Here is a 13,612-nt window from a genome sequence, read left to right on the forward strand (position 1 = left end):
CAGCCTAGGGAGCCGTGGGCTCCACCGCACTGGTGCCGGCCCCCCTTTCCGGGGCCGGGTCGGCCGGCGGGGTCCGGCGGGCGACGAGCCGGTACAGCAGCGCCGGCACGGCCAGGCCGACGATCCAGGAGACGTCGGCGCCGCCGAGCGGGTCCACCAGCGGGCCGGTGTAGAAGCCGGTGGCGAGGAACGGCAGCTGGGCCAGCAGGCCGGCCGCGTACACCGCGAGGGCGTCGAAGCGCCAGGCGCCGTAGCGACCGTGCGGGTCGGCGAGGGCCGCTAGGTCGTAGCGCTCCTTGGAGATCAGGTAGTAGTCGACCAGGTTGATCGCCGACCAGGGCGTGAAGAACGTCAGCAGGAACAGCAGGAAGTCCTTGAAGGAGGACAGGAAGCCGTCCTTGCCCAGCAGGGCCACCGCGGTGCCCGCCGCCATCACCAGCGCGATGTACGCCGTCCGGCCCGCCCGGGACAGCCGGCGCTGCCCGCACAGGCCGCTCACGCCGGTCACCAGCGACATGAAACCGCCGTAGGTGTTGAGGACGTTGACGGTGAGCTTGCCGAGCGCGATGACGAAGTACAGGAAGGACGCGACCAGGCCGGTGCCGCCGAGGCCGACCACATAGCCGACCTGGCTGTCCAGGAACTCCTCCCCGGCCGTGGCCGCGACCAGCACCCCGAAGGTCATCGACCACTGCGAGCCCAGCGCCGAGCCGGACAGCGTCCACCAGAAGGTCGCCTTGGCGGACGTCGTACGCGGCAGATAGCGGGAGTAGTCGGCCACGTACGGCCCGAACGCCAGCTGCCAGGACGCCGACAGGGACACCGCCAGCAGGAACAGCGGCAGTGAGAAGTGCGCGTCGTGCAGCAGCGCGGAGGTGTCGGCGCGCTCCAGGAGGCGTACGGCGAGGTAGACGAAGGCGAGCGCGCACACCGTGCTCGCCACCCGGCCGAGGGCGTGCACGACCCGGTACCCGGCGGTCGCGATGACCCCCGTGACGGCGGCGAAGACGAGGATCCCGGTGGTGTCGTCCGTGTGGGTCAGCTCGCCCACCGCCTGTCCGGCGAGCACGCTGCCGGAGGCGAAGAAGCCGATGTACATCACGACCACCAGCAGCAGCGGGACGACCGCCCCGCGCACCCCGAACTGGGCCCGCGACTGGATCATCTGCGGCAGGCCCAGGCGCGGGCCCTGCGCGGAGTGCAGGGCCATCACCGCGCCGCCGAGCAGATTGCCGAGCAGCAGCCCGAGCACCGACCAGACCACGTCACCGCCGAAGACGACCGCGAGGGCGCCGGTGACGACGGCCGTGATCTGGAGGTTGGCCCCCAGCCACAGCGTGAACTGGCCGAAGGCCCTGCCGTGCCGTTCCTCGTCCGGGACGACGTCGATGGAGCGCGATTCCACGAACTGTGCCATGCGTTCTCCCCACACCGGGCTGTATAACGGTATGCAGCGACACACTGTCTGAATAGGCGGCCGGTGTTTGTCAATGCCCCGGCGCTGTACTCTCCCGGGGCGTCGAGGAGATCTGGAGGGGGAGTACCGCATGAGCGCGAGCGACAGCTCTGCGAACCGGTTGCAGGCGCTCTTCGAGGGCCACCGGCTCACGCCGACCCAGCGCCGCATCGCGCACAGCATGGTGCGCCGGGCCGCCGACGTGCCCTTTCTGTCCAGTGTGGAGCTGGCCGAACTGGCCGGGGTCAGCCAGCCGTCGGTGACCCGGTTCGCCGTCGCCCTCGGCTTCGACGGCTACCCCGCCCTGCGCCGGCACCTGCGCGAGGTCGTCCCGGCCGAACCGGCCGCGGGCGACGGCGCCTACAACGAGTACCAGCAGGCCGTCGAGGCCGAGATCGAGAACCTCAGGCACCTCGCCGAACTGCTCGCCGACCCGCGCCCGGTGCAGCGGGCCGGCCGGATCCTCGCCGCCTCCCGCCCCCTGCCGGTGCTGGGCCTGCGCGCCGCCGCCTCCCAGGCCTACGGCTTCGCCTACTTCGCCGCCAAGGTCCACCCGGACGTCCGGCTGCTCCACGAGGGCGGCACGATGATCCAGGACCGGATCGACGCCGCCGTCCGGGCCGGCGCCACCGCCCTGCTGTGCTTCGCGCTGCCCCGGCACCCGCGCGAGGTCGTGGACACCCTCGCCTACGCCAAGGACGCGGGCCTGACCGTGGTCACGGTCGCCGACTCGGCGTTCGCGCCGGTCGCCAAGTACTCCGACCTGCTGCTGCCCGCCGCCGTCGGCACCGGGCTCGCCTTCGACACCGCGTGCGCGCCGATGCTGCTCGGCCGGGTGCTGCTGGAGGCGCTGTGCGACGACCTGCCGGACGCCCAGGCCCGGCTGGAGGAGTTCGACGCCAAGGCGGCGGCCCGGGGGCTGTTCGTGGAGTGAGCCGGGTGAGCCGGGTGAGCCGGGTGACCGGGCCCCGCCGCTCTCAGATTCGTCTCACGTTCTGCTATTAGCTTCCCCAGCGAGACACAAGCGCTGTGGACACGTGACACGGGAGGCTGACGTGGCGCGCGGAGGACGCGGAGGACGTGGCGGGCAGGGACTGGCGCGGGTGGCCGTCGTGGTACGGGCGGGCGCCGCGCCGCTGTGGTGGCTCGGGCTGGTCGCGGCCGGGACCGGGGCCGTGCCCGAGGGACTGACCGGGCGGCGGATCGGGGTACTGGCCGGGGCGGCGCTGTTCCTGCTCGGCGCGGCCGGTGTGCTGCTCGCCCGCCGGGGCCGGTACGCGGCGCTCGCCCGCGGGGCGGCCCGCGCGGGCAAGTACGACGTGCTCCAGGACCGCGCGGTGACCGTGCGCGCCTGGCGCCGGGGGCACCGCTGGTGGCTGCTGCTGGGCTGGGCGCTCGCGCTCGGCTCCGCGTTCGCGGTGCCCGTGGCCGGCGGGCTGCTGCTGGCCGGGCTCGGCGCCGGGCTGTGGCTGAAGGCCGCCTGGATCGGACGGCTGGAGCGGTCCGCCGAGGCCCTGCTGTGGGTGCGCGTCGACTGGCTCGGCCCCGGCGGCGGGAGCCCGGCGGGCAAGGCCGTCAAGAGCCTGCGGGCCACGGGCGTCGCGGCCGGCGACGCGGCCCCGGGCGGGGCCCGCCGCCGTACCCCGGCACTGGTCTGAGCCGTACCGGTCCGGGCCGGCGTCAGACCTCCAGCTCCTCCTCGATCCTGCGCAGCTGGTGCCGGGCCATCGCCAGATTGGCCCGGGAGGAGTCCAGGACCAGGTACAGGAACAGACCGTTGCCGCCACGGCCCTTGAGCAGGCGGATCAGGTGGTACTGGTCCGTCAGGGTGATCAGGATGTCCTCGATCTCGCCCTTGAGGCCGAGGAGTTCCATCGTGCGCATCTTGGCGCGGACCACGTCGGTGTTGCCGGCGGCGGCCACGTTCAGGTCGAAGCTCGCGCTGTCGCCCATCGTGCCCAGCGCCATCCCGCTGGTGTAGTCGACCAGCGCGGCGCCGGTGGCGCCCGCGATGGTGGTGAGGGCCTGCTTCAGCGCGGTTCCGGTGTCGGACATGGGGGTCCTCTCAGCTGTCGGTTGCGGTGCGGGCCTCGGCGGCCGTGGTGCGCGGCGCGCGGGGGCCCGGGGGGCGTGCGGGGGTGGTGCCGGGGAGCGGGCGTACGGCCTCGGCGGCGTCCAGCAGCTCCCCGACGCGGGCGCCGGCCCGGCGGCCCTCCAGATGCAGCCGGCCCACGTTGACCCGGTCCTGGGCGAGCAGCGTCAGCACGGCGGTGCGGCCGGCCGCGTAGGTGGCGACATAGCCGCGCTCGCCGCGCACCAGCAGCTCCCGCAGGGCCCCCTGGCCGGTGGCGTCGGCGGTCCGTACGGCGACCCCGAGCGCGGCGGCGGTGAGTGCGGCCAGGCCCTCGGGGTCCACGCCGGGGGTGTCGTGGGCGATGACGAGGCCGTCGACGCCGGCCGCGAGGGCGCCGGTGAGCTGCGGGACCCGGGTGCGCAGCCGGTGCAGTTCGGCCAGCACGCTCCGCAGGTCGTCCTCGGTCACCATCAGCTGTCTCCTCTCGGCGGGGCGGTGCCGTTCAAAGCGCCTCCAGCGCATCCCTGAGCCTCTTCAGCAGCGCGATGTCGGGGTCGGTGGCGGTCGGGCGGGGCGGTGGCGCGGGGGGCGGGGCGGGGTCCGCGGGCACCGGCGCGATCCATCCGGCCGCCGTGAGCCGGCGGACGTCGACCAGGGTGTGGAAGGCCTGCCGGCCCAGGTCCCGGGCCAGGCCGGCGGCCGTGCGGACGCCGTCCACGCGGTCCAGGACGGCCCGCTGCCGGGGGGTGACCGGCGCGGCGGGGGCGGGGCCGGGCGCCGGGTCGGCGCGGATCAGCGGGGCGCTGTCGGCGGCCGGGTCCGGCCACAGCCGGTGCAGCAGCAGCCGGCGGCGCAGCGTCTCGTGCTCCAGCGCGACCACCGGCACCGAGGGCAGCGGGCCGAGCCGGGGCCCGGGGCCGTACCGGAACCGGCCCGGGGTGCCGCTCGGCGCCAGCGCGAAGTACCCGGCGTCGTACAGCGCGTCGAGATGGCACAGTTCCAGCGCGCCGGTGGGCAGCACCCCGGAGCGCAGCAGCAGCTCCGCCGCGTGCGCGGGGTCCGGTGCCCGGGCGGCGGCCCGCTGCCAGGCGGCGGCCGCGAGGGTGCCGTGGGCCGTGAGGAGCACGCCGAGATCCGGGGCGAGGGGGCTCTCGGCGTGCACCACCCGGCCCTCGGCGAGGTGCAGGACGCCGTGTTCGCGGACCAGGACGCCGGTGGCCCGTTCCTCGGCGAGCCGGGTCAGCATCGGGGACAGGGCGCGCGCGGCCCGCCTGTCCCGCACCGGCAGGGCCGGCGGAGGGATCCGGACCATGGTCATCCCAGCACCAGGCGGGCGGCCATGTCGCCGAGCCGGATCCGGGCGAGCGCGAGGTTGCCCTCCTCGCGGCCGAGCCACAGGTGCAGGAACACGCTGCTGTCGAAGGAGGTGTCCACGAACCGCAGCAGGTGGTAGCTGTCACCGTTGCTGACGATCAGGTCCTCCACGGGCGGCAGCCCCTCGCGGGCCGTGGCGAAGGTGCCGTGCTCGGCGGCCAGCCGGGCCAGTTCGGCGGCCTCCGCGGCACTCGTCTCGTGGTCGCCGCCGGGGGCCTCGCCGACCGTGCCGAGGGCCAGCCCGCTCGTCCAGTCCACCAGCGCGGCCCCCCGGGCACCGGGCAGGCGCATCGCTTCCAGTAAGCACTCGTCGATTCCGGGCACCGTGGCTTCCTCCCGCCTGGGACTCCGGCTGAGTGACGCCGACACTACGCAACGTGTGTGCGGGAGGTGGGGCCTTTGGCATTTTCCGATGGAACATGCGTCCTACGTACTAGTGTTGGTCAACTGGCCTGTGTTCCACGGCCGTTGATCCACGTGTTCGACCGACGGCCCACCGGCGGCCGGGCGCGTCAACGGCTCCGGGGGGCGTGGAGGGTGGTGAGCGCGGACGCGTGCGCTCCGCCGGACTCGGCCACCACCTCGGCGACGGTCTGGGCACGCCGCACGGTCGCGAAGGCCGTGCCGCCGTACCCGTCGGGGGCGTAGCCGTAGATCCCCGGCCGGACGAGGGAGTTGTAGGCGTAGTGGTGGGCGAAGCAGTACGCCCCCGTGTCCAGCGCCACCGCGTAGTCGCCCTGCTCCAGCGGGGGCAGCGCGCGCCCCTCGGCGAGCAGGTCGCCCGCGAAGCAGGCCGGTCCCGCGATGTCCTGCACGGCCCCCGGACCCGTCTTCGGCCGCCCTTCGGCGTCGTACGCGGCGATCCTGAGCGGCCACGCGTCCGGCGCGTACACCGTCCGCGCCGCCACCTGCGCGCCCGCGTGCGTCACCGCGATCCGCCGCCCGCCGGCGTGCTTGGTGTACTCCACCCGGGCCACCACCGCCCCGTGCCGGGCCAGCAGCGACCGCCCGAACTCGGTCACCAGCCCGTACCGCCCGTCGAACAGCCCCGGCACCCGCGCGGCCAGCAGCCGCGCGTACTGCGCGTACGTCGGCGCCGTCTCCTCCGAGGCGGGGTCCACCGGCAGCCCGCCGCCGATGTCGACGGTGTCCACCTGGCGGCGCCCGGCGGCGGCGTTGATCTCCTCGGCGAGCGCGTAGACCTCCGCCACCCCCTGGGCCAGCAGCGGCAGCGGGATGCCCTGCGAGCCGGTGTGCGTGTGCAGCCGGGTCAGCCACGGCCGCCGCGTGTACGCCTCCACGACCCAGGCGCGCGCCCCCTCGTCCCGCAGGGCCACCCCGAACTTCGAGGTCCGGGTCGCCGTCGAGGTCGCTCCGATGGTGCCGTTGCCGATCTGAGGATTGACCCGGAGGCCGAGCGGGGACCGGGAGGGGAAGGCGCGCACCAGCGCGTCGAGCCGGTCCAGCTCCTGCGGGTTGTCCGCGTTGACGGCGACACCGAGGGCGAGGGCCTCGCGCAGCTCCGCCGGGGTCTTCGCCGGCGAGTCCAGCACCGTCCGCGCGGCCGGCACCCCCGCCGCCCGGGCCAGCGCCAGCTCCCCGGGGCTCGCCACCTCCGCGCCCAGACCCGCCGTGTGCAGCAGCCGCACCACCGGCACCAGCGGGCACGCCTTCACCGCGAAGGCGTGCAGCACCGGCGTCCCCGGCGCCACGACCGCCCCGAACGCCGCCCGCAGCGCCGCCGCCGACTCCCGGATGCCGGTGACGTCCAGCAGCCCCACCACGGCCGCGTCCGGCCCCAGCAGCCCCTGCTCCACGGCCGCCCGCACCGCCCGGTCCCGCCGGGCCGCCCGCACCCGGGCCTCGTGCACGGGCTGCCGTACGCCCCCGGGCTGCCGTACGACCCCGTGGCCCTGTACGGCGGCCCCCTGCTCCTGTGTGCCCCGGATGTTCCGCGCGGCCCCGGCGTCCTTCACGCGCCTCTCCGTCCTGTCCCGGCCTGCTGTCCCCGGCTTTCCGGTGTCACCAGCGGGATACCCGCCACGCCCGGACCGGACCGCGCCATGTATTGACTAGCTCTATTCAGACCTACAGGATGTGAATAGTCGTAGGCATAGGAGGAGACAGAGATGTCGGGACCCCGCCCCGTACGAGCACCGCGCGGCACGGAACTCAGCGCCCTGGGATGGCAGCAGGAAGCCGCCCTGCGCATGCTGCAGAACAACCTCGACCCCGAGGTCGCCGAGCACCCCGACAAGCTCGTCGTCTACGGCGGCACCGGCAAGGCCGCCCGCGACTGGCGCTCCTTCGACGCCATGGTCCGCACCCTGAAGACCCTCAAGCAGGACGAGACCATGCTGGTCCAGTCCGGCCGCCCGGTCGGTGTGATGCGGACCCACGAGTGGGCCCCGCGCGTCCTCATCGCCAACTCCAACCTCGTCGGCGACTGGGCCAACTGGGAGGAGTTCCGCCGCCTGGAGGCCCTCGGCCTGACCATGTACGGCCAGATGACCGCCGGCTCCTGGATCTACATCGGCACCCAGGGCATCCTCCAGGGCACCTACGAGACCTTCTCCGCCGTCGCCGCGAAGAAGTTCGGCGGCACGCTCGCCGGGACCATCACGCTGACCGCCGGCCTCGGCGGCATGGGCGGCGCCCAGCCGCTCGCCGTCACCATGAACGACGGCGTCGCGATCTGTATCGACTGCGACCCGCGCGCCATCGAGCGCCGCATCGAGCACCGTTACCTCGACGTCAGGGCCGACTCCCTCGACCACGCGCTCCAGCTGGCGGTTCAGGCCCGCGACGCCCGCCGCCCGCTGTCCATCGGCGTCCTCGGCAACGCGGCCGAGCTGGTCCCGCAGCTGCTCGCCATGAACGCCCCCATCGACATCGTCACCGACCAGACCTCCGCCCACGATCCGCTGTCGTACCTCCCGGCCGGCGTGGCCTTCGAGGACATGGCCGACGAGGCGGCGAAGGACCCGGCCGGCTTCACCACCCGTGCCCGCGAGTCCATGGCCCGGCACGTGGAGGCCATGGTCGGCTTCCTGGACGCCGGCGCCGAGGTCTTCGACTACGGCAACTCCATCCGGGGCGAGGCCGAACTCGCCGGCTACGACCGGGCGTTCGCCTTCCCCGGCTTCGTCCCCGCCTACATCCGCCCGCTGTTCTGCGAGGGCAAGGGCCCCTTCCGCTGGGCCGCGCTGTCCGGCGACCCGGCCGACATCGCCAAGACCGACAAGGCGATCCTGGACCTGTTCCCGGAGAACGAGTCCCTGGCCCGCTGGATCAGGATGGCCGGCGAACGCGTCCACTTCCAGGGCCTGCCCGCGCGCATCTGCTGGCTCGGCTACGGCGAGCGGGACAAGGCCGGCGAGCGGTTCAACGACATGGTCGCGAGCGGGGAGCTGGCCGCGCCGCTGGCCATCGGGCGGGACCACCTGGACTGCGGGTCGGTCGCCTCGCCGTACCGCGAGACCGAGGCCATGCTCGACGGGTCCGACGCGATCGCCGACTGGCCGCTGCTGAACGCCATGGTCAACGTGGCCTCGGGCGCGTCCTGGGTGTCCATCCACCACGGTGGCGGCGTGGGGATGGGGCGGTCCATCCACGCGGGTCAGGTGACGGTGGCCGACGGCACCAGGCTGGGCGGCGAGAAGATCCGGCGCGTTCTCACCAACGACCCCGGCATGGGCGTCATCCGGCATGTGGACGCCGGGTACGACATCGCCGAGTCCGTCGCGGGGGAGCGGGGGGTCCGGGTGCCCATGCGTGAGGGTGACGAGGCGTGACGGCGGGTCAGGGCGGGCGCGGCGGCCCTCCGGTGGGGGCCGGCCTCTCGTCGCCGCCCGCGGGTGCCGCTGCGCCGGGCGACGGCCCGCGGCCCGGGCGGGGAGAGGACCCACAGCCGGTACGCGGCGCCTCCTTCCAGGAGATGTGGCGCGAACTGCTGCCCATCGGGCGGCACCCGGACTCCGGTGGCTACCGGCGCTACGCCTGGACCGGGGCCGATGCCGAGTGCCGGGACTGGTTCAGGGAGCAGGCCGCGGCGCGCGGGCTGGCGTACGAGGTCGACCGGAACGGGAACCAGTGGGCCTGGCTGGGGGACCCGGCCGCCGGGAACGCCGTCGTCACCGGCTCGCACCTGGACTCGGTGCCGGACGGCGGGGCCTTCGACGGGCCCCTCGGCGTGGTCTCCTCCTTCGCCGCGCTGGACGAACTGCGCGGCCGGGGTGTGGAGTTCGCCAAGCCGCTCGCCATCGTCAACTTCGGTGACGAGGAGGGGGCCCGGTTCGGGCTCGCCTGTGTCGGGTCACGGCTCACCGCCGGGCAGCTGACCGTCGAGCAGGCGCACCGGCTCACCGACGGCGACGGGGTCCGCCTGCCCCACGCCATGGAGGCGGCCGGATACGACCCCGAGGCCATCGGGCCCGACCCCGGACGGCTGGCCCGGATCGGCGCCTTCGTGGAGCTGCACGTCGAACAGGGGCGGGCGCTGGACCTGTCCGGCGACCAGGTGGGCGTCGCCAGCGCCATCTGGCCGCACGGACGGTGGCGGTTCGACTTCCGGGGCGAGGCCAACCACGCCGGCACCACCCGGCTGGCGGACCGGCGCGACCCCATGCTGTCGTACGCCGAGACCGTGCTCGCCGCCCGCCGCGAGGCCGGACTCGCCGGTGCCGTCGCCACCTTCGGCAAGATCGTGGTGGAACCGAACGGCGTCAACGCGATCCCCTCGCTGGTGCGCGGCTGGCTCGACTCCCGCGCCGCCGACCAGGACACCCTGGACACGGTGGTGGGCGGCATCGAGAAGGCGGCCCGGGAGTACGCCGACGCCCACGGCATCGATCTCGACGTGGTCCGGGAGTCCTTCACCCCGGTGGTCGAGTTCGACCACGCCCTGCGCGACGAACTCGCCCGCATCCTCGGCAAGGACACCGGCCTGACCGTGCCCGTCCTCGGCACCGGAGCGGGACACGACGCCGGGATCCTCTCCGGGAGCGTCCCGACCGCCATGCTGTTCGTGCGCAACCCCACGGGTGTCTCGCACTCCCCGGCCGAGTCCGCCGCCGAGGACGACTGCGTGGCCGGGGTGCGCGCGCTCGCCGACGTACTGGAAGGGCTGGCCTGCCGGTGACCAAGGGAACCTACTGGCTGGAGCACGCCTGGCTCGGCGACCGCGTCGAGCCGGGCGTGGCCGTGGACGTGGCCGACGGCCGCATCAGCGCCGTGCGCACGGACGTGGACGCCCCGCCGCCGGGCGCGGAGGTGCTGCGCGGGCTGACCCTGCCGGGGCTCGCCAACGCCCACTCGCACGCTTTCCACCGCGCCCTGCGCGGCACCGTTCAGGTCGGTTCCGGCACTTTCTGGACCTGGCGCGAGGTGATGTACTCCGTCGCCGACCGCCTGACCCCGGACGGCTACCACGCCCTGGCCCGCGCGGTGTACGCCGAGATGGCCCTCGCCGGCATCACCTGTGTCGGCGAGTTCCACTACGTGCACCACGCCCCGGGCGGCACCCGCTACGCCGACCCCAACGCCATGGGCGAGGCGCTGATCGAGGCCGCCGCCGAGGCCGGCATCCGGATCACCCTCCTCGACACCTGCTACCTCTCCGCCGGCTTCGGGGAGCCGCCCAACGCGCACCAGAGGCGGTTCTCCGACGGCAGTGCCGCGGACTGGGCCGAACGCTGTGCAGTTCTCAAGGAACGGGATCACGCGCGGATCGGGGCGGCGATCCACTCCGTACGGGCCGTGCCCGCCGGGCAGTTGGCGACCGTGGCCCAGTGGGCCGGGGAGCGGCGGGCCCCGCTGCACGTGCACCTGTCGGAGCAGACCGCCGAGAACGAGGCCTGCCTGGCCGCGCACGGCCGTACCCCCACCCGGCTGCTCGCCGACCACGGTGTCCTCGGGCCGCGCACCACCGGCGTGCACAACACCCACCTCACCGAGGAGGACATCGCCCTGCTCGGCGGCTCGGGCACCGGCACCTGCATGTGCCCCACCACCGAGCGGGACCTGGCCGACGGCATCGGCCCGGCCGTCGCCCTCCAGCGGGCCGGCTCCCCGCTCTCCCTCGGCTCCGACAGCCACGCCGTGATCGACCTGTTCGAAGAGGCGCGCGCGATGGAGCTGAACGAGCGGCTGCGCACCCGCACCCGGGGCCACTGGACGGCCGCCGCCCTGCTGCGGGCCGCCACCGCCGACGGCCACGCCGCCCTCGGCTGGGACGAGGCCGGCACCATCGAGCCCGGCGCGCTCGCCGACCTGACGACGATCGCCCTGGACTCGGTCAGGACGGCCGGACCACTGCCCCGGCTGGGCGCCGAGACGGCCGTATTCGCGGCGGGCGCGGCGGACGTGCGGCATACGGTCGTGGGCGGCCGGCAGGTCGTACGCGACGGGGCGCACACGCTCGTCCCCGATGTGCCGCAAGCCCTGGCGCGGGCCGTCGAAGCCCTCCGCGCCTGACGACCACCCACGAGGACACCATGAGCAGCAGCACCGTCATCACCAACATCGCCACGCTGGTCACCAACGATCCCTCCCTCGGTGACGGCTCCCCTCTCGGTCTGGTCCGGGACGCGGCCGTCGTCATCGACGGCGACCGGATCGTGTGGACCGGTGAGTCAAGCAAAGCACCCGCCACTGACAACCGGGTCGACGCGGGCGGCCGGGCGGTGCTGCCGGGCTTCGTGGACTCCCACTCCCACCTGGTCTTCGCCGGTGACCGGACGCAGGAGTTCAACGCCCGCATGTCCGGCCGCCCCTACACCGCGGGCGGCATCCGCACCACGGTCGCGGCCACCCGCGCCGCGAGCGACGCGGAACTGGAGGCGAACCTCACCCGCCACCTCGCCGAGGCCCTGCGCCAGGGCACGACCACGTTCGAGACCAAGTCGGGCTACGGCCTCACGGTCGAGGACGAGGCCCGCGCCCTGCGCCTCGCCGCCCAGCACACCGAGGAGGTGACGTACCTCGGGGCGCACGTCGTCAGCCCCGACTACGCCGACGACCCGGCGGCCTATGTCGCCCTGGTCACCGGCGAGATGCTGGACGCCTGCGCGCCGCACGCCCGCTGGATCGACGTGTTCTGCGAGAAGGGCGCCTTCGACGGCGACCAGGCCCGCGCCATCCTCACGGCGGGCAAGGCGAAGGGCCTGCACCCGCGCGTCCACGCCAACCAGCTCTCCTATGGCCCCGGCGTCCAGCTGGCCGTGGAACTGGACGCGGCCAGCGCCGACCACTGCACCCACCTGACGGACGCGGACGTCGACGCCCTGGCGCACAGCCGTACGGTCGCCACGCTGCTGCCCGGCGCCGAGTTCTCCACCCGCGCCGAGTGGCCGGACGCCCGTCGGCTACTGGACGCGGGCGTGACGGTCGCCCTGTCCACCGACTGCAACCCGGGCTCGTCCTACACCTCGTCCGTGCCCTTCTGCGTCGCCCTGGCCGTCCGCGACATGCGGATGACCCCGGACGAGGCGGTCTGGTCGGCGACGGCGGGCGGCGCCGCCGCCCTGCGCCGCACCGACATCGGCCGGCTCTCCCCGGGCGCCCGCGCGGACCTGCTCCTGCTCGACGCCCCGAGCCATGTCCACCTGGCCTACCGCCCGGGCGTGCCGCTGGTCGACGCGGTGTGGCGCGCGGGCGTACGCGTGATCTGACCGGCCACCGACCACCGGACGATCCGGCCCGTGCCGGACGGCCCCGAGGAGCGGTCCGGCCGGAGGGGCCGGGCCGCTCACCGCGGTGCGCGCGGTGCCGCGCGGATCACTCCTCCAGGGTCAGCCCCTTGCGCAGCCGTACCAGCGTGCGCGACAGCAGCCGGGACACGTGCATCTGGGAGATGCCCAGTTCCTCGCCGATCTCGGACTGGGTCATGTTCGCCACGAAGCGCAGGGAGAGGATCTTCCGGTCCCGGGGCGGGAGCGAGGCGATCAGGGGCTTGAGGGACTCGATGTACTCGATGCCTTCGAGCCCGTGGTCCTCGTAGCCGATGCGGTCCGCCAGCGCGCCCTCGGTGTCGTCCTCCTCGGGCTGGGCGTCCAGCGAGGAGGCGGTGTAGGCGTTCGAGGCGGCCATGCCCTCGACGACCTCCTCGCTGGAGATGCCGAGGCGTTCGGCGAGTTCCGCGACCGTGGGCGCGCGGTCCAGCTGCTGCGCCAGCTCGTCGCCCGCCTTGGCGAGGTCGAGACGCAGCTCCTGGAGCCGGCGCGGGACCCGCACGGACCACGAGGTGTCACGGAAGAACCGCTTGATCTCGCCGATGATGGTGGGCATCGCGAAAGTGGGGAACTCGACACCGCGGGAGAGTTCGAAGCGGTCGATGGCTTTGATCAGGCCGATGGTGCCGACCTGGATGATGTCCTCCATCGGCTCGCTGCGGGAGCGGAAGCGGGAGGCGGCGAACTTGACGAGCGCGAGGTTGAGCTCGACGAGGGTGTTGCGGACGTACGCGTGCTCGTACGTCCCTTCCTCCAGCGACTCCAGCCGCTCGAAGAGGGTCTTGGACAGGGCCCGCGCGTCGACCGGGCCGATCTCGTCGTAAGGGGGGATCTCCGGGAGTCCCTCGAAGGGGTCCAGGGGATCGATGGGATGGTCCAGTTGTACCGGTGGGGGTGTCGACGTCGCGATCGGGGTATGCGATGCGTCGAGCCGGGGTGACATGGGTGTCCTCCATCGTTCTCGGCATATGGCTGCCG

13 protein-coding genes are annotated in these 13,612 nt (G+C 74.0%); 6 read left to right on the forward strand and 7 right to left on the reverse strand.

The features are described 5' to 3' along the window. Positions 1-4 precede the first annotated feature (4 nt). Positions 5-1,417, reverse strand: coding sequence for a purine-cytosine permease family protein (locus ABD350_RS21095; protein ID WP_344349788.1), 1,413 nt, complete (start codon positions 1,415-1,417; stop codon positions 5-7). A 130-nt stretch (positions 1,418-1,547) separates the two neighbouring features. On the opposite strand from ABD350_RS21095, the gene ABD350_RS21100 reads away from it, so the two are divergent. Then, positions 1,548-2,390 (forward strand): MurR/RpiR family transcriptional regulator, encoded by an 843-nt coding sequence (locus ABD350_RS21100; RefSeq protein ID WP_344349789.1) that lies wholly within the window; start codon positions 1,548-1,550, stop codon positions 2,388-2,390. A 169-nt stretch (positions 2,391-2,559) separates the two neighbouring features. Further along, positions 2,560-3,114: a hypothetical protein gene (locus tag ABD350_RS21105; protein WP_344349790.1), complete on the forward strand. Its 555-nt coding sequence runs from the start codon at positions 2,560-2,562 to the stop codon at positions 3,112-3,114. Between the two features lie 22 nt (positions 3,115-3,136). Here the strand turns inward: ABD350_RS21105 and ABD350_RS21110 are convergent, their stop codons facing one another. The 5 genes from ABD350_RS21110 to ABD350_RS21130 all read right to left on the reverse strand — a co-directional run bounded on the left by ABD350_RS21110 (position 3,137) and on the right by ABD350_RS21130 (position 6,775). Then, positions 3,137-3,511 carry a roadblock/LC7 domain-containing protein gene (locus ABD350_RS21110; protein ID WP_344349791.1) on the reverse strand — a complete coding sequence of 125 codons (375 nt, stop codon included), beginning with the start codon at positions 3,509-3,511 and terminating at the stop codon, positions 3,137-3,139. A gap of 10 nt (positions 3,512-3,521) precedes the next feature. Next, complete coding sequence (locus ABD350_RS21115; RefSeq protein ID WP_344349792.1) at positions 3,522-4,001, reverse strand: roadblock/LC7 domain-containing protein; 480 nt, start codon at positions 3,999-4,001, stop codon at positions 3,522-3,524. A gap of 31 nt (positions 4,002-4,032) precedes the next feature. Further along, positions 4,033-4,848 (reverse strand): transcriptional regulator, encoded by an 816-nt coding sequence (locus ABD350_RS21120; protein WP_344349793.1) that lies wholly within the window; start codon positions 4,846-4,848, stop codon positions 4,033-4,035. Then, the gene (locus ABD350_RS21125; RefSeq protein ID WP_344349794.1) at positions 4,845-5,228 is read right to left on the reverse strand and encodes a hypothetical protein; all 384 of its coding nucleotides are present in this window, start codon (positions 5,226-5,228) and stop codon (positions 4,845-4,847) included. Before ABD350_RS21125 ends, ABD350_RS21120 begins: the two co-directional genes overlap by 4 nt. Before the next feature lie 188 nt (positions 5,229-5,416). After that, entirely contained in the window at positions 5,417-6,775 is a 1,359-nt protein-coding gene (locus tag ABD350_RS21130) for a type III PLP-dependent enzyme domain-containing protein (RefSeq protein ID WP_344349857.1), read from the reverse strand. A 258-nt stretch (positions 6,776-7,033) separates the two neighbouring features. Here ABD350_RS21130 and hutU point away from each other — a divergent pair, with 258 nt between their 5' ends. From hutU to hutI, 4 genes are read left to right on the forward strand one after another with little or no spacing between them, the layout of a single operon-like run. Next, positions 7,034-8,698, forward strand: a complete 1,665-nt coding sequence (gene hutU / locus ABD350_RS21135; protein WP_344349795.1) for a urocanate hydratase — start codon at positions 7,034-7,036, stop codon at positions 8,696-8,698. Further along, entirely contained in the window at positions 8,695-10,044 is a 1,350-nt protein-coding gene (locus ABD350_RS21140; RefSeq protein WP_382466657.1) for an allantoate amidohydrolase, read from the forward strand. Before hutU ends, ABD350_RS21140 begins: the two co-directional genes overlap by 4 nt. After that, the gene (locus tag ABD350_RS21145; protein ID WP_344349797.1) at positions 10,041-11,378 is read left to right on the forward strand and encodes a formimidoylglutamate deiminase; all 1,338 of its coding nucleotides are present in this window, start codon (positions 10,041-10,043) and stop codon (positions 11,376-11,378) included. Before ABD350_RS21140 ends, ABD350_RS21145 begins: the two co-directional genes overlap by 4 nt. 20 nt (positions 11,379-11,398) lie before the next feature. Next, positions 11,399-12,574, forward strand: a complete 1,176-nt coding sequence (hutI, locus tag ABD350_RS21150; RefSeq protein WP_344349798.1) for an imidazolonepropionase — start codon at positions 11,399-11,401, stop codon at positions 12,572-12,574. A gap of 106 nt (positions 12,575-12,680) precedes the next feature. On the opposite strand, the gene ABD350_RS21155 is transcribed toward hutI, so the two are convergent. Next, entirely contained in the window at positions 12,681-13,577 is an 897-nt protein-coding gene (locus ABD350_RS21155) for an RNA polymerase sigma factor SigF (protein WP_344349799.1), read from the reverse strand. Between the last annotated feature and the right edge of the window lie 35 nt (positions 13,578-13,612).

The organism is Streptomyces nogalater (genome assembly GCF_039532885.1).
GTDB lineage: Bacteria > Actinomycetota > Actinomycetes > Streptomycetales > Streptomycetaceae > Streptomyces > Streptomyces nogalater.